Source organism: Arthrobacter sp. AOP36-F1-5 (assembly GCF_058137995.1).
The window spans coordinates 402,923-419,291 of the sequence record NZ_CM176892.1; the positions used below are offsets into that span (position 1 = coordinate 402,923).

General features: G+C 62.9%; 12 protein-coding genes. 7 read left to right on the top strand and 5 right to left on the bottom strand.

The window, feature by feature from the left end; all coding sequences use genetic code 11:
- Positions 1-10: 10 nt before the first annotated feature.
- Both AC3ZI9_RS01935 and AC3ZI9_RS01940 read right to left on the bottom strand, forming a co-directional pair.
- Positions 11-625, bottom strand: a complete 615-nt coding sequence (locus AC3ZI9_RS01935; RefSeq protein ID WP_489923773.1) for a TetR/AcrR family transcriptional regulator — start codon at positions 623-625, stop codon at positions 11-13.
- 82 nt (positions 626-707) lie between these two features.
- Positions 708-2,663, bottom strand: coding sequence for a primary-amine oxidase (locus AC3ZI9_RS01940; RefSeq protein WP_489923774.1), 1,956 nt, complete (start codon positions 2,661-2,663; stop codon positions 708-710).
- 128 nt (positions 2,664-2,791) lie between these two features.
- Here AC3ZI9_RS01940 and AC3ZI9_RS01945 point away from each other — a divergent pair, with 128 nt between their 5' ends.
- From AC3ZI9_RS01945 to AC3ZI9_RS01960, 4 genes are all read left to right on the top strand, one after another.
- A complete protein-coding gene (locus AC3ZI9_RS01945) occupies positions 2,792-3,337 on the top strand; it encodes a hypothetical protein (protein ID WP_489923775.1) in 546 nt (181 codons plus the stop codon).
- Positions 3,334-4,824 (top strand): aldehyde dehydrogenase family protein, encoded by a 1,491-nt coding sequence (locus AC3ZI9_RS01950; protein ID WP_489923776.1) that lies wholly within the window; start codon positions 3,334-3,336, stop codon positions 4,822-4,824. The genes AC3ZI9_RS01945 and AC3ZI9_RS01950 overlap by 4 nt, the downstream gene beginning before the upstream one ends.
- A 206-nt stretch (positions 4,825-5,030) precedes the next feature.
- On the top strand, positions 5,031-6,509 hold the full coding sequence (locus AC3ZI9_RS01955; protein ID WP_489923777.1) for a peptide MFS transporter: 1,479 nt from the start codon (positions 5,031-5,033) through the stop codon (positions 6,507-6,509).
- A gap of 236 nt (positions 6,510-6,745) precedes the next feature.
- On the top strand, positions 6,746-8,281 hold the full coding sequence (locus AC3ZI9_RS01960; RefSeq protein ID WP_489923778.1) for an APC family permease: 1,536 nt from the start codon (positions 6,746-6,748) through the stop codon (positions 8,279-8,281).
- Between the two features lie 76 nt (positions 8,282-8,357).
- Here the strand turns inward: AC3ZI9_RS01960 and AC3ZI9_RS01965 are convergent, their stop codons facing one another.
- The 3 genes from AC3ZI9_RS01965 to AC3ZI9_RS01975 all read right to left on the bottom strand — a co-directional run bounded on the left by AC3ZI9_RS01965 (position 8,358) and on the right by AC3ZI9_RS01975 (position 12,084).
- Positions 8,358-9,626, bottom strand: a complete 1,269-nt coding sequence (locus tag AC3ZI9_RS01965; RefSeq protein WP_489923779.1) for a D-arabinono-1,4-lactone oxidase — start codon at positions 9,624-9,626, stop codon at positions 8,358-8,360.
- A gap of 96 nt (positions 9,627-9,722) precedes the next feature.
- A complete protein-coding gene (locus AC3ZI9_RS01970) occupies positions 9,723-10,715 on the bottom strand; it encodes an IS481 family transposase (RefSeq protein WP_489923780.1) in 993 nt (330 codons plus the stop codon).
- 124 nt (positions 10,716-10,839) lie between these two features.
- Positions 10,840-12,084, bottom strand: coding sequence for an alanine racemase (locus tag AC3ZI9_RS01975; RefSeq protein ID WP_489923781.1), 1,245 nt, complete (start codon positions 12,082-12,084; stop codon positions 10,840-10,842).
- A 386-nt stretch (positions 12,085-12,470) separates the two neighbouring features.
- On the opposite strand from AC3ZI9_RS01975, the gene AC3ZI9_RS01980 reads away from it, so the two are divergent.
- From AC3ZI9_RS01980 to AC3ZI9_RS01990, 3 genes are all read left to right on the top strand, one after another.
- Complete coding sequence (locus AC3ZI9_RS01980; RefSeq protein WP_489923782.1) at positions 12,471-12,914, top strand: hypothetical protein; 444 nt, start codon at positions 12,471-12,473, stop codon at positions 12,912-12,914.
- A 41-nt stretch (positions 12,915-12,955) separates the two neighbouring features.
- Positions 12,956-14,103 (top strand): IS3 family transposase gene (locus AC3ZI9_RS01985; RefSeq protein WP_489923783.1). Its coding sequence is split into 2 segments (ribosomal slippage): positions 12,956-13,220 and positions 13,220-14,103, totalling 1,149 coding nucleotides; the frame shifts between segments, so codons are not numbered across the junction.
- Positions 14,104-14,273: 170 nt separating this feature from the next.
- A complete protein-coding gene (locus AC3ZI9_RS01990; RefSeq protein WP_489924015.1) occupies positions 14,274-16,343 on the top strand; it encodes a HelD family protein in 2,070 nt (689 codons plus the stop codon).
- Positions 16,344-16,369 lie beyond the last annotated feature (26 nt).

Below are 16,369 nucleotides of genomic sequence, written 5' to 3' on the forward strand. Positions count from 1 at the left end.
AGAACCAGATTCACCGCATCGGTTGAAGTGGTGAAGCGGTGGCCTGCCCCAAGGCGCCGGCGAGCAGTCGCCGTTGGCGCGTGCCGGTCACCGCGTCGGAATCGAGCATCGCGGTAATATGCAGGCCCATCATGAAGTTCAGGATGATCTCGACGTAGTCGGCGGCTCCGAGATCGGCGCGCAGGGCACCGTCGTGCTCGGCCTCGGCCACGCAGCCGAGCATCAGATCACGCCAGACGCCCAGTGCCTGCTGGCCGACGTCGCGCAATTCGGTATTGGTCTGGGCGCGTTGCCAGAAGGCGACGGCCACGCGGGCCTCGGTGGCCGTGAGGTCCTCGGCGGGGATGATCTCCAGACAGAGCCCCTGCAGGGCCTCCATGCCGCGGCGGCCGGTGATCGCCGCGGTGATGCGCTCATTCGTGCGCTCGCAGATCAACCGGTAGGAGGCCAGCAGTAGTGCGTCCTTATTCGGGAAGTAGTGGGCCAGCACACCCGGGCCGGCGTAGCCGCATTCACGCGCCAGATCACGCATGTTCAGTCGGTCGATTCCTTCGTCGGCAATGAGTCGCCAGGTGGTGGCGATGATCGTGCGGCGTCGTTCGGCGTGGTCCACCAGGCGGGGCATGGGCTGCTTTCTGGGTCATTCGTTGCTAGGGCGCCAATATGGGGTGTCGGCACTCGGGCCGACACCCCATCCTATCGGCCGGTTAGTGGCAGGAACCCGTGGACTCCTCGGCGCTGTCGCAGTGCGAGGCGGTCGACGCCGGGATGTTCATGGCCGGGTTCTTATCGAAGAAGCCATGGGGCTTCATGGTGAAACCCACCAGGTCCACCGGCATGACCGGCCAATCCTCGGGGCGCGGGAAGTGCGTCAGCCCGAAGGAGTGCCACACCACGATGTCCTGGCCGTCGATGTCGCGATCCTGCGCCACGAAGGCCGGCAAGCCGGCACCCCCGGGGTGTTGGTTCACGAAATCGCCGGCGGCATAGCGCTCGTCATCCGCGTGCCGGGTGACCCAGAGGTGGTGGCGGGCAAAGGCGGCGCGGGCGGCGATCGAGGAATCCTCGGCCATGGCCAATGTCGGCTGGCCCTGCGGGTACAGGGTGTAGCCCACCGGGCGGTCGACCGCGTTCAACACGTTCGGGTTGCTGATGTGCCACTGACGGGCCAACGAGTTGTCAGCATCGCGTGCGGCTTCCGATTCGCGGGCCAGCACGGTGCGCTTCTGCGAGAAGGCATTGCCATGCGGGTTCCCCGGCCCCTTGGGGACGCGCACCAGGTCCAGTTCCTCCACCCGGTTGGTGGTGCCGTCGAGCATCATGTCCAGTCGAGCGCTGAAGAGGTGCTGGTGGTAGGGGGCACCCAGTCCAGGGGCGATTTCGGAGGCGTATGCGTATCCCTTTTCGGGGAGGGCAGCGGTGAAAACGATGCCGGTGGCCTTGGCCTCGAACTCGATGGTGCCGTCCAGGTAGAGGTACCAGTAGAAGCCGTAGTCATAGTTGCCCACCGTGGTGAAGAAGGAAACCACGAGGCGGCGGTTGCGGCGCACCTCCTCGGAGTTGGCCCAGTCGTCGGTGTGCTTCCACAGGATCCCGGCGTCCTCCTCGTGGATGCAGATTCCGTTGTCGATGGTTCGGGGGTTGCCGAAGTCGTCGGCGATGATCGGCGACATGTAGGTGATGTCACCCAGGCAGTCGCAGCCCAGTTTCAGGGAGTTGGCGTCGCGTCCGACCAGGTATTCGCCCGAGTCGAAGTAGTTTTGCCAGCTGCGGTAGGGGGCCGGGTCGCCATAGGGCACGACCATCTCGGAGATCGAGGCGCGATGGATCAGCGGACGGCGTCGACCCTCGAAGGTGTGGTGGAGCTGGTGGAGCACCGCACCCTCGCGGGCATCGAAACCCACGCGGAGATCCCAACCGCCCCAGGTAAGCAGGTTCCCCTCGAGTGTGAAGCTCGGGCCCTCGGGCTGGGTGATCTCGATGGGTCTCAGATCCGTGCGCAGCTCGCCGTGGATCTCCGGCTCGGTGTAGTTGCCGTTGATCTCCGGGACCGGTACCGGACCGTCGTCGAGCAGGTGGTTGACGCGGCGGTTCTCGACGTCGACGAAGGCCACGAGGCCATCGATCGGGTGGGCCCAGGCGTGGTCACCGGGGTGGTCCTGACGGAAACCCAGGCCGCGCAGCAGTCGCTTGCCCTCTTCGTTTTCGTAGTCGAACACCCCGGCCGAGAGCGGAGCGACGCGCACCTGTTCCGGGGTGAGCCCACGTGAGGCCAAGGAGGCGAGCCATCCTTCGTCGGCGGCGAGGATCTCCTCGATGATCTCGAACTCCTCCAGCAGCACCGGAAGTTGACCGTCGACGGCGGGATCCAGTTCGCGAGTGGAAACCACTGCCGAGGTGCCCAGCGAGACGATGACGTCCAGGGACCGTGATTGCACGGGATCCCAGAGCATGACGCGGACCCGGCGGTCGGCTTCGGCTGCCCCGGCCGTGTACAGCGTTGCCTTCGCCGGTTCCTCGAGGCCGAGGTAGGCGAACCGGGTGGAGTCCTCAACGAGTCCCGCCTCGGCCAGGATGCGACGGGCGGTGGTGATCTCCGTGGCGTCGAGCTGGTCCAACGGGTGGCTGGCGATGGTGGTCTGCACTTCTGACTGCAGGGTCATGACTCTTCCTTCGAACGGGGTTTTGATGGTACAACTGTTCAATCAAAACAATGTTAGCCAGATCACGGCGCTACGTAAAGGGGCAACCCGAAGCGAGGGCACCGGGTAGGAACATAGGAGGCAAGGACATGGCCACGTTGACTACTTCGGCCCCAGCGCCGGTTGCCGGCACCCTTCCACGGGCTCGGCGCGGCGTGGGCGACGGTCTGTTGCGCCAGGCCATCCTCGTCGCACTGGTTGGCTCCAGCGTCGGAGCCCATCTGGCCTCGGCAGCGTCGGCGAGCGGTGTCATGGCTTGGATGATGGCCGGAATGGGGATGGCCTGCGCCAGCTGTCTGATCCACCTGTGGCGTGGAACCTGTGCCGTGCGCACCGCCGCGCGTCACCTGTTGGTGATGTGTGCGGTCATGGCCCTGTTCCACATGGCCTGGCTGACGTTTCCGGGGGGTGGGGGCCACCATGACCATGGTGGGGGCGCTCCGGCCACCGGATCCCCGGCCGAAAATGTCGAGCACGGCTCCTCGATGCTCGGCGTCATCGCCGTCGAGCTGCTGTGCCTGGCGGGCGCCACGGCCCTCTTGCGCACCGGAAACGGTGCCCGCCGCCGGGGACCCACAGAGACCAGCCGCCACCTTGAGGCGGCACCGAACCAAGTAAACACTGAAGGAGCATGATGATGACTGAACAAAACCTGGTCGACTGGACTTCCCGGGCCCATGGACTGACTCCCGATGCCCGCGCCTTCATCGACGGCGTGCGCTGCGATGCCGCCAGCGGCGTGCGACGCACCGTGACGAACCCGGCCACGGGGACCCCTCTGGCCGAATTGGCCGCCTGCGGGGCCGCAGACGTCGATCGCGCCGTCGCTGCCGCCCGCCGGGCACAGCCGGAATGGAAGCACCTGGGCGCCGAAGGGCGCAAGGAGATCCTGCTCGCAGTGGCCGACCGGCTTGAGGAGCATGCCCAGGAGATCGCCCTGCTTGAAACCCTCGATACCGGCCGCCCCATCCTGCAAACCCAGGCCGTCGACGCCGCCGGTGCGATCTCCTGCCTACGCTGGTATGCCGAGGCCATCGACAAGCTGGTCGGCGAGCTGCCCGCCGTCACCCCTGGCGCCACGGCCCAAGTGACCCGTGAGCCCCTGGGGGTCGTGGCGGCCATCGTCCCGTGGAACTTCCCACTGGAGATCGCCATGTGGAAGTTGGGGCCGGCGCTGGCCTCGGGCAACGCAGTGGCCATCAAGCCCGCCGAGCAGACCTCGCTATCCCTGCTGCGCGTGGCCGAACTCGCCGTCGAAGCAGGGCTTCCCGCCGGTGTCCTCAATGTCGTGACCGGTTCCGGGCGCGAGGTCGGGGCGGCACTAGCCGCGCATATGGACGTCGACGTCCTGGCCTTCACGGGCTCCACTGCAGTGGCTCGCACCCTGCTACACGCCTCGGGAGACAGCAACATCAAGCGGCTGAGCCTGGAAGCCGGAGGCAAGAGCTCGAATATCATCTTCGCCGATGCGGACCTGCCGGCCGCCGCCGAGAAGGCGGCCTTCGGTGCCTACTACAACAATGGCCAGGTCTGCTCAGCGAATTCACGGATCCTCGTCGAATCCAGTGTCCATGACGAATTCGTCGAGCTGCTGGCTGCAGCCGCGGCCGCCTACGCGCCCGCGGACCCGCTGGCCGGGGGAGAAGGCAACGGCTCGCTGATCTCCGAATCCCATGCGGACGACGTCGGGGCCTGGGTCGAGCGCGGCCGCGCCGACGGGGCGATCCTCTTCGGTGGCAACCGCACCTCCATCAACGGCTCCGGGGCCTACCTGGAACCCACGCTGGTCGGCGGGCTGGACGCCGGTCATCCTCTGCACCGCGAGGAGGTCTTCGGGCCGCTGGCCGTGGTCCAGTCCTTCTCCGCCGAGTCCGAGGCCATTGCCCTGGCCAATGACACCGACTACGGCCTGGCAGCCTCTCTGTGGACCAAAGACCTCCCCCGGGTCCACCGAGTCGCGGACGCGCTGGTCGCCGGCACCGTGTCGGTGAACACCGTCGATGCCATGGGCAACAGCACGCCCTTCGGCGGATTCCGCCAGTCCGGCTTTGGCCGCGACCTGTCGTTGCACGCCTTCGACAACTACACGGCGCCGAAAACCACCTGGATCCAATTCGAGTAGTCATTTCCGTGACGGTGCGGGCCCGGCCGTGGCGGCCGGGCCCGCACTGTTGTCCACGTCGCCAGTGAATCTTGCCGCCTGATGAAGTGCATCTGAATTTGCACGTTTACGTGATGCCGGTCACGTCCCTAGGCTGATTCCAGTCCGGGCCCGCCCGAATTCCATGACCCCGACCCCGCCGGGGTCAGCCACCAGGAGGAAAAGCGATGTCGTTTCCACGAACCCGTAGGCCGGCAACGGAACCATCAGGGTCCTCCGAAGTCCCCGCCGGCCTGGGCCATCCCAAGGGGCTGCCTACGCTGGCCGGCGTGGAGATGTGGGAGCGACTGAGTTTCTACGGGCTGCAGGTCATCCTCGCCTACTACATCTACTTCTCGGTGGCTGACGGTGGCCTTGGCCTGTCCCAATCCCAGGCGCTGGCCATCGCGGGCGCCTACGGGGGAGGGGTCTATCTGACCCAGCCCCTCGGCGCCTGGGTCGCCGACCGACTGCTCCCGGCCCGATTCGTCGTTTTGATCAGTGGCTGCGTGATCGTCGCCGGCCATGTGACCCTCGCAGTCGTTCCCGAGTTGCCCGGCCTGGTCCTGGGCCTAGGTCTCATTACCGCAGGAACCGGCGGGTTGTATCCGAACATCCTCGCCATGATGGGCAGCCTCTACGAGGACAAGCCACTCAAGCGCGATAGCGGATTCTCGCTCTTCTACACGGGGATCCTGGTCGGCGCCTTCCTTGGCCCGGTGGTGACCGGCTACTTGCAGGTGCGCTTTGGCTTCCACGTGGCGTTCACCGCGGCTGCCGTCGGGATGACCATCGGACTCGTCATCTACCTGCTGCGGCAGAAGACCCTCCCCTCCGCTGCCAACACCGTGCCGAACCCTATCGGCCGGACCGGTCGGCGCAATGCCCTGCTGGGTCTGCTCGGACTCTTGGCCGTCATCGGTGCACTGGTCGCGACCTCGGTGATCACGCTGGAGAACATCAACACCGCTGTCCTGCTGGTCATCGGCCTCGTCGCAGCCGGCTACTTCGTGGTCATGCTGCGAGCCGAAACCATTAGCAGGGGCGAGCGACGCCAGGTCGTCGCCTTCGTCCCCATCTTCATCGCCGCCGTCGTCTTCTGGACCATGGTGCTGCAGTTGTTCACCACCTTCGCCGTCTACGCCCAGACCCGGGTCGATCTTTCCATCGGCTCCGTGGAGGTCCCGCCGGCCTACATCAGCATCTTCCAGGTGATTGCCGGCATCGCCGTTGGCCCCCTGATTGCGGGCCTGTGGCAGGCTCTGGGCGCCCGGCAGCCGCGCACCTGCAGCAAGCTCGTCCTCGGCTTGGTCGTCATGGCCACCGGCTATGGTGTCTTCGCCGTGATCCCGTTGTGGAGTGGCGCCCTGGTCAACTTGGTGCCGGTGGTCCTGGGCATGGTGTTGTTCGGCATCGCCGAGGTGACTTTCGCCCCTATCAGCTTCTCCGCCGCCACTCAGTTGGCTCCGCGGGCCTTCCACTCCCAGATGATGGCTCTGGTGGGGCTGTCCACTGCTGCCGGTGCGAGCCTGTCTGGCTTCGTGGGCCAGCTCTACACCCCGGACAGCGAGCCGCTGTTCTTCGGGGCGGTGGCGGTCTGTACCCTGCTGACCGCACTGTTGCTGTTGTTGATGCGTCCGGTGTTGCAGCGGCAGGGACTGGAATAGGCGCGCCGAGGCCTTCAGGCTTCGTCGCGCTTCGATATCGCCGATGCGGGCACGGTTGATCTGACCGGGCCCCCATCGGCATGCCCAGCAGCTTCTCTGCATCTGCAGGCGCGCTGAAGTAGATCGATAAATCATTGTTTACGTGATGTCGATCACGTCCATAGGCTGAGTGCACCTCGGTTCGCCCGCCCCGTTCGCCGGTTCCTCCGGCAGCCGGTTTCCGAAAGGAAAATCCCATGCAGAATGACGCAGAATCCACTGCGCTGGCGCAGGAACAAAGCCAGCACCTCCAGAAGTCCCTCAGCCGCATCGACATCATGCTGCTCGTCGTCGCCGCCTTTGTCTCCATCGAAGTCCTGGGACAAGTTTCCGGCTTCGGCGGCGAGACCTTCACCTGGACCCTCGTCCTGGCCATCACGTTCCTGATCCCCTACGGCCTGATCTTCGCCGAAACCGGCGGCGCCTTTACCGAAGAAGGCGGCGTCTATGTCTGGGCGCGCATGGCCTTCGGTCGGGTCGTGGCCGCTGTTGCCGCCCTCTTCACTTGGGTCACCCAGCCTGTCTGGGTCGGTGGTGCCATGGCCTTCGTGGCCGTCGAGACCTGGAATGAATACGTCATCCCCGTCACTGCCGGTGGCGTCGGGGACTACCTCTTCAAGATCGTCTTCATCTGGATCACCGTCAGCAGTGCGATCATCAGTCTCAAGCACGGAAAATGGCTGCCCTCGCTGGGGGCCATCATGAAGATCGCCTTCCTGGCCTTCTTCCTCGGGGTCACCTTCGTCTACGGGATCCAGCATGGCTTCAACGAGCTGACCCTGGGTTTCTTCTCCCCGACCCTGACCGGTTTCCTTGCGGTCACCCCGCTGTTGCTCTTCTCCTTCCTTGGTTTCGAATCAGGCAACAGTGCCGCCGGTGAAATGAAGAACCCCGCCAAGGACGTCCCCGTCTCGGTGGCGCGCTCATCGCTCATTGCCGCCGCCAGCTATCTGCTGCCCATCCTGGCCATCCTGTTGGTGGTCCCGCTGGATGAGATTACCGGCATCGGCGGCCTCTTCGGGGCCATCGCCACCGTCTACACGATCTTCGGTGCCGGCGCCCCGGTCATGCTGACCATCTCCGCCGTCGTCTTCTGCTTCATCCTGGTCTCGCAGGGTGCGGCCTGGATGATCATCAGCGACCGCATGCAGGCCATGGCCGCGGCGGACGGCTCCTTCTTCGGCGGCTACTTCGGCCGCTTCCACCCGAAGCTGGGCACCCCGATCCGGGTCAACACCCTCTCCGGTGTCGTTGCCACGCTGTTCATGCTGGCGGCCATGCAGCTCAGTGGTACCAGCGGCGCGCTCTTCGGCGTCGTGCTGACGATCTCGATCTCCACCTTCCTGCTCAGCTACCTGGTGGCCATCCCGGCCGTCATCCGGCTGCGCACCAAATACCCGAAGGTCGCACGCCCGTTCCGCGTCCCGGTATCGAACACCGGCTTCAGAATCCTCGGCGGGATCTGCTTCGTCTGGGTCCTGCTCGGCTCCTTCGTGGCGGTCTTCCCCGGAACCTTGGAAAAGGTCTTCGGCGTGGGGTACGACTTCCAAGAGGAGTGGGGTGTGGCGCAGGGAACCTACGAGGCCTTCGCGCTGGGCACCCTGGGCTGCATCCTGGCCCTGGGACTCATCGGCTACGTGCGCGGACGCAAGGTCCGCAACCACATCCCCGAGGACGCCCCCGTCGAGGTGCCGCTGGTGGCACTCGGGCTGCAGGATGAGCACTCCCACTAGAACGTAACCAGAACGACGCCGGCCCCGGCTTCCCGCGGCCGGCGTCGTTCTTTTGCGTAGGTAGCGAACCAGATGTTCAGGCTCCCAGCACCCGCCGCAGATACGGATTCAGCAAAGTCCCGGTCGGGTCCGTCTCGTCCCGCACTGCGGTGAACCGGTCGAACTCAGGGTAGACACCCGCCAGATACTCGGCGTCGCGGGAGTGCAGCTTCCCCCAGTGCGGCCTGCCTCCGTGGGCGATGAACACCTGCTCGACGTGCTGCAGGAACTCCTGGTGTGGTTGCCGAGCGTAGCGGTGGACCGCGAAGTACACCGACTGGCGACCGGTCGAGGTCCCCATCCACGTGTCGTCGGCCGCGGAAGTGCGCACTTCGATCGGGAAGCTGATCGGTTCCCGATAGCCCTCGATCGCCGACTTGAGTTCGGCGAAGACCCCGCCGAACGCCTCCAGCGGTAGCGAGTACTCTATCTCGCGGAACCTCACCCGCCGGGGAGTGACGAACACCTTATGGGGCACATCCGTATAGTCACGGGCCGCCAGGGTCTTCGCGGCAAGGCGGTTCAACGACGGGATCAATGCCGGGACGCGGGAGCCAGCCGCGCACATCATCCCGTAGGCCCCGTTGCCCAGCAGCTCATCGTCAAGCAGGCGGGACAGCGGGCTGACCGGGTGTCGCGGGGCGTCGACCGGCAGCCGGGTGTTGGTCTTGGCCAACGCGGTCTCGGTATGGGGGAACCAATAGAACTCGAGGTGGTCTTCGCTCGCCGATCGCTCCAGGAAGGATTCGACCATGCCAGCCAGCGGTTCGGGCTTCTCGACGGCCCGCAGCTGGAACGCCGGCAGGCAGCGCAGCGTGGCTGCCAGCACGACGCCGATGGCCCCGAGCCCGACCCGTGCCGCCTGGAACAGCTCGGGTCGTTCGGTCGCCGAACATTCGACGATCGACCCATCGGGCAGAGCGAGCCGCAGCCACGTCACCAGACCGGAGAACCCGGTGAACGCCAACCCGGTGCCATGGGTCGAGGTGGCCAGCGAGCCGGCCAGCGACTGGTGGTCGATATCGCCCATATTGGGTAACGCCAAGCCATGCGGGGCGAGTAGCTCCGCGACATTGAACAGCCGGGTCCCTCCGAGCAGGGTCGCCTCGCCGGTGGCCGGGTCCACATGCTCAAGCCCTTGCATCCGGTCCAGGCTGACCAAGACTCCGTCGGTCGCTGCGATGTCGGTGAACGAGTGCGCCCCTCCCACGACTTTCACGCTTCGCCCCTGAGCTGTGGCCCGGGCCAACAGGGTAGCGACGTCGAATTCGGTACGGGGGAGTACGACGGCGGAAGGTCGGCTCACCGCGCTAGCTGACCAGTTACGCCAAGACCAGCGGCTCCGGGTGAGCCTGGCTCCTGCGGGGATTCCGGCGTCCTGCCGGGTGGTTCGTGATGCCATCTAGATGTACTGATCAGGGACGTTAGTTAAACGATTGATGGGTGGCTGGTTCCCGATAGCGGTATGGGGCCTGTGGTGATTATATTCATGAATCCAGGCCGGCAACGCGTCTCGACGGGTGGCCTCGTCGCCGTAGAACTTGGCGTAGGCCCACCCGTCATTCAGTGTCCGGTGGAACCGTTCGATCTTGCCATTGGTCTGGGGCCGGTAGGGCCTGGTCCTCTTGGGCTTGATCCCCAGCTCCCCGCAGGCATCGCGCCAGGCATGTGAGCGATAGGCGGAACCGTTATCGGATAGCACCCGCTCCACGGTGACGTCCCTGTCCGCGAACCAGGCCACGGCCCTCCCCAGCACGGCGATGGCCGTGACGGCCTTCTCGTCATCGTGGATCTCGGCGTAAGCGATGCGGGAGTGGTCATCGATCACGGTATGTACGAACGCGGTACCCATTTTCGGGTTGTAGGTCGCATTGCGGGGCTTGTCCGGGGTCGCCGCACGGTTTTTGTCCCCTGCCTGTCGGCCTACGTATCGGTGCCCTCCACCGTCGGGGATGTTCCCAAACTTGGTGACGTCCACGTGGATCATGGATCCGGGATAAGGATGTTCATAGCGGCGGATCGGCTCGCCGGTGACCCGATCGATATAACGCAACCGGTTGATCCGACAACGAACAAGCACCGCGTGCACGGTCGAGGCAGGTAGTCCCAGCCGGTAGGCGATCTGGACCGGGCCCAACCGTTTTCGCCAGCGCAGGGCAACGATCTTCTTCACCATGGCCTGCCTGGTGCGTGCCGGGCACGTCCTGGGCCGACTGGTTTTATCGGCCATTGCTGCCGGGCCGTGGACCCGATAGCGCTCTGCCCAGCGTTTGGCCGTAGGCCAGGAGACCATGAACATCTTCGCCGCGGTGGACACGCTCCAGCGATCTTCGACGATGAGCCTGGCAAGTCTCAGACGTGCTTTCGGAGTCAAGGCTGCATTAGCGTGGGACATGAAGGCCTCCTGTTTGTGAAGCGGTTTCTTAGACAGCTCCACTCCACATCAGGGGGCCTTCTTCATCCCATTAATTCAGATCGTGTCGTGGCACGAGTTCAACGAACCTCCCTGGGCAGTACATCTAGAGGAAGGCCTTTCCCTCGCCGCGGTATGTGGGCCATTCGTCGATGATCTCGCCGTTGCTGTAGACGAGGACGGAGTTCAGCCGCTCCAGTGGTTCCCCGGCCTTGGCGTGGCGGAAGAAGACTGGATCGCCGACCTTCAGTCCGGCCGCTGCGGGACCGGTGAGCGGTGTCTGGACTTCACCTGGCCCTTCGGCCGGGGCATAGCGCAGGCCTTCCGGCCAGACGGGGACCGGGAGGCGGTCATTGCCGGGCGGTCCGGAAGCGATCCAGCCACCACCAAGCACGGTGACCGTGTCCGGCGCAGGACGACGAACGACGTCGAAGAGCAGGTGCAACGCCGGGGCAGGACGGAAACCGCGGTAGTGCTGGAAGAGTTCGGGCCCGTAGAACCCGCTACCGGCGGCGACCTCGGTGACGGCAGCCTCGGCGCTGGTGGATTCGATCGATCCCGTACCGCCGCCGTTGACGAATTCCAAGTCCACCAGTTCGCGCACTGCGGCGACGACCTCGGCCCTCCATTGGGCGATGTCTCGTTTAGAAAGAGCCTGCAGGGCGCGGACTGCGAGCCCGCGGGGTGTGCGGGCACCGTCGGAGACCCCGGCGACCTGCCCCTCATACATCATGATCCCGACGAGGTTCACGCTGGCGCGTTCGCAAGCGTGGACCATGGAGACTGCTTGTTCGACCGTGGTGATGGGGGAGCGTGCCGGGCCGACCTTGAGCTTGGAGGCCAGAGTGCCCGTGCGATGGCGAGCCGGCGCGTAGGAGGCGTCAATATCGAGGCAGACACGGAAGCGCGCTCCAGCTGGGACGTCGGCGGACCCGGCAACGTCGCGGAGGAGCTCCAGGTGTTCAGAGGAATCGACCATGACCGTGACGTGTTCCCTGGCCTCGGACTGCAGAAGTTGCCTCAGCGCTTCGCGATCAGCTGTCGGGTAGGCGACGACGATGTCGCGGATTCCATTTTCGGCCAACCAAAGTGCTTCCGGGAGGGTAAAGGCCAGAACTCCGGAATAACCGGGTTTTGCCAGAGCCGCTTTGAGAGCACCGCGCGCACGAATCGACTTTGAAGCGACGCGGATCGCCGTTCCTGAGGCGCGGGCGGACATTACCGCAGCATTGGAATGGAAACCGTCCAGATCCAGCACAGCCAACGGGCAGGTGTCCACGTCGGCCTCGATTAGAACACGGACGTACCGCTGAAAGTCGGGCGCGGCCGCGAGGCCGTTGTGGATCGACATGCTCCCTGACGCTCCTGCCTTCATGAGTGCTTGTTCGGCTTGCTTGCACCGAGTCTAAGCGTATGGGCTTTTGCGGGGTGTCGAACCTGCTCGCGTGCCTAATATTTGCAGTTGCAACTCGGCGTTGAATTAGGACAGAACGCAACAATCTGGCCGAGGATCGGTTCTGGCCCTAGCTCTGCCGAATGTTTCCGGCTGCAAAGAGCGGTATGCGATCCAGAGTGAATCGGATAGCTACTTGCCCGTTTATGCTCTGATTCGTTTGGTTGCAAACATCCGGCAACGAAAGCTGAATGTTGATGGCTGATTTGTCGGACTACAACGATACTTTTGAACTAACGAATGATAAGCGGCGAAGAAGGCGCCATAAATGGGGGAGCGGTCATATGACCATTGAAGAGTATGAGGGTGAGCTACTCGCCGAACAAGAGCATTTCGATATGGCGAGGATTTGCTACGACAGATCCCTGACTTTCGACAGTGCCAAGCAGTTGCAGGTCGGTACAGGGCCAGAACGCCGAGCCATGAAGAAGCATTTAGACTCCAGACAGTATCTGACAGATACGGACTCGGTGGCGTTCGGCCGGATGGACCTGGACGACGGAGACCAGTACTACGTTGGAAAAGTTGCAATCAGCGACGACCAACGCGAGAAACTCGTTATCAGCTGGAAATCGTCTATGGCGGAGAAGTTCTATCAGGCCACAACCGGAGAACGGCGTGGCCTCGTTCGCAAACGTGACTACCGGACGACGCGTAATCACATTGACGCATTCGCCGACAAAGTCTTCTTGGTTGGGTCCCTTGGTAGAAGCCCGGTGACTATGTGAGTTTCGCATCCGATAATGGATGCAGGAGGAAATTCATAGATATGGCACGTAGACATACCCCTGATCAGGTCATCGCGAAAGTACGGCAGGGCCAGAAGCTACTCAACGACGGACGGCCGATGATCGAGGTCATCAAGGAACTACAGATCACTGAAGCGACGTGGTACCGGTGGCTTCAGCAGTACGGATCCGAGAAGAACGCCGGCCAGACCAAGGCGGTGAAAAACCTCGAAAAGGAGAACGCCAGGCTCAAGAAGCTGGTGGCGGAGAAGGAACTAGCCATCGACATTCTGAGCGAGGTGGCGCGGGGAAAATTCTAAGCCCTGAACCACGCCGCCGTGCTGTACGCATGGCGCAGGAGAAGTTCGGGGCTTCCGAAAGATTCGCGTGTCGCGTCCTGGGCCAGAATCGCTCAGCGCTGCGCAAAGGCCGCCCAGCGGTCAGCTTCGAAGAGGCCCAGCTGCGCGCTGATCTACGAGCGGTCGCGGTGAAGTATCCGGCCTGGGGTTGGCGTAAAGCACGCTGGCATCTGCTCCAGCAGCCGCAGTGGGACGGGATAGCGCTGAATAAGAAGCGCGTCCGCCGGCTCTGGCGCCTGGAGGGACTCACCTGCGAGCCCAAGGTCCGCAAGAAACGCCGTAGCGGTCCCTGTGCCGGGGAGCAGAAGAGGCTCAGTGCCGAGTATCCGATGCATGTGGTCAGCTTCGACTTCCAATCCGATACGACCTCCTGCGGCCGGCATATTAGGTTCTTTAACGTTATCGATGAGTACAGCCGCACGGCCCTGGCGATCATTCCGCGTCGGTCGTTTACCGCCACGGATGTGGTCGCCGCTCTGGAGGACATCATCGCTGAAACCGGCATCACTCCGGCTTACGTCCGGTCCGATAACGGGCCGGAGTTCACAGCTGCTGCTCTGATCAACTGGTGCGCCACGGCCGGAGTCAATACGGCGTTTATCGATCCAGGATCGCCGTGGCAGAACGGGTTCGCTGAATCATTCAATGCCCAATTCAGGAGGGAACAACTAGCCGGAGAAATCATGGACACAATGGCCGAGGCAAAGTACTTGGCCGACGAGTGGAAAGACATCTACAATCATGAACGTCCTCATGGATCCCTCGGCGGAATGACGCCGTTCAGACACTGGGATCGCTGGATTGCAGAGAACCAATTAGCTATCGCATAGCCGCTGGACTGCTAACGGGGACCCAACCATTCTCACAATTGGCAGCTGCGGTCGAAAGTCTAGACGACGAGATCGGGGCTGATGATTCCTTACTGCACAGTCTTGCCGTCGGCCGCACGGGCACCATGCATGACATCGTTCGCACCATTCAAGCGTCTCAAGACAAGCTTATGCGTAGTGACAAAGACCAACTGTTGGTCATCCAGGGTGGGCCAGGAACTGGTAAAACAGCAGTCGCATTGCATAGGGCTTCATGGCTTTTGTACACCTACAGAGACGAACTTCCTGCAGATGACATGTTGGTCGTGGGCCCAAATCCGGCATTCACGAAATACATTCAACAGGTCCTTCCATCCTTGGGAGATCAACGCGTCCGCCAAACGTCCATACAGGAACTCTTGGCCGGAGATACTGGAATCCGAGCTCATGAGCCAATCAACATCGCACGGGTAAAGGGCCTAGCCGAAATGGCAGATGTCATTGCCCGTGGCCTAGACGACAGAATCAAAGTCCCGTTGACCCCGTTACGCATTAGTCGACGAAACTCGGTGGCAACCATCAAGATATTGCCAGAGACTGTCGAAGCAGATATCAGTCAACTGCGGTCCGAACCATACGGACGAGGACGGGACGAACTAAAAGCGCGTCTGTTGAGTCACTGCGCTAAGACCGGCGCGTTTCGTGCAGGACTGTCCGCGGTCCATGTCATGGATCCAACCTCGGTCGATGCTGCGGTGGACAGGATGTGGCCACGGCTCTCACCTGCACAATTTATCCGGGAATTGCTTGGTTCGAAACAGCGGCTCCGTTCGGCTGCCGGCGACTATCTGAGTACTGAGCAGATCGAACTGCTCTATCGGAGTACTGCCGATAGAGTTTCCGAGGAGCCGTGGACCATGGCTGATCTTGGGCTCATAGACGAGGCTGAGGGCTACATGTCCGAAGACGAGCCCCTCTGGGGGCACATCGTCATCGATGAGGCGCAGGACCTGACGCCGATGCAGTTATTTGCCCTTCGTCGGCGGTCCCGCAACGGGTCCATGACCCTCGTTGGTGACGTCGCACAATCAACCGGACCGTTCGCCCGCGACGACTGGACGGATGCAGTGAGTGCCTTGCGTTCTCGTTTGCCTGCAAAAGTTGAGGAACTAAGGCACGGGTACCGAGTTCCTAGGGAAGTTTTCGAAGTTGCCGCACGGTTGCTGCCCTTGGCGGCGCCGGGGACAACAGCTCCGACGATTGTACGAAGTGCGAACGCCCTTCCGGAGCTTTTCGACGTAGTCAGGGGACAGCTTGCCCGCGAAGTAGCGAAAGTTGCCAGTCACCACAGCTCAAAAGGACGATTCGTCGGTGTGATTGCACCGAAGGAATCTTGGGAACCACTACAGAATGCATTCACAGAGGCCGAGTTGAAGTGGAGCGATTCGAGCGCTGGGCAACTTGGATCGTCCATCAACCTGGTTACCCCGGAGGATTCGAAGGGCCTAGAATTTGATGCAGTCGTCGTGGTGGAACCCCAGAATATTTTGGACCAAGATAACGGGGCTCGTCTGCTCTACATTGCGCTGACCAGAACTACTTCAAGACTGGACGTTCTGGCACCCGCGGGTGAGGTTCCACAGATTATTCGTGACGGATTCGAGAAGGTCACTCTCGTAGATGATCCTGTTGCTAGCCGTAAGCCACCCGTTCAGCCTGCTGCGGTGCGAGCCACAAGTTCAATTTCTGCCGCTACGGGGGGAGACGTCTCAGGGGACTCTCCGACAAACGCTGTTGGTGATAGGGGTAGAAGCACCACCTCAAATGCGGGATCACGATCGTCCAGCGCGCCGATCGAGGCGACAACGTCGAGGGACAGGCATGCTACAGATGGATCAGGTGGTCCCCTGCTGGGACCGCTGGAACAAGAACTAGTGTCCCGAAATGCGGGATACTTGCTCGAGACCGTGCTTAAATTCTACGGTCCCGGAGTTCGCCGTGCAGTTCTTGAAGAAGTACTTCGGCGCCTACCCACGTGCGGAGCAGCGGAGCCCCCAGTGGCTTCGGAGGAGGACGCCCCTGGGAGAGTCCATGAATCTGACGGGCCACTGAAGCGACTTCATGAAACATCAAGCAGCTGTGAAACTGAGGTTGACACAGTGGCTTCAGGAGAGCGACGTCGCGTATCTGCGGAGGGGACGGGGCTACGATCTGTAGCTGAGGAAGATTCGAGTCGTGGAATTAGTCGGGGGCCACAGTGATCGAAATATTGCAGCCTATAGTCGGG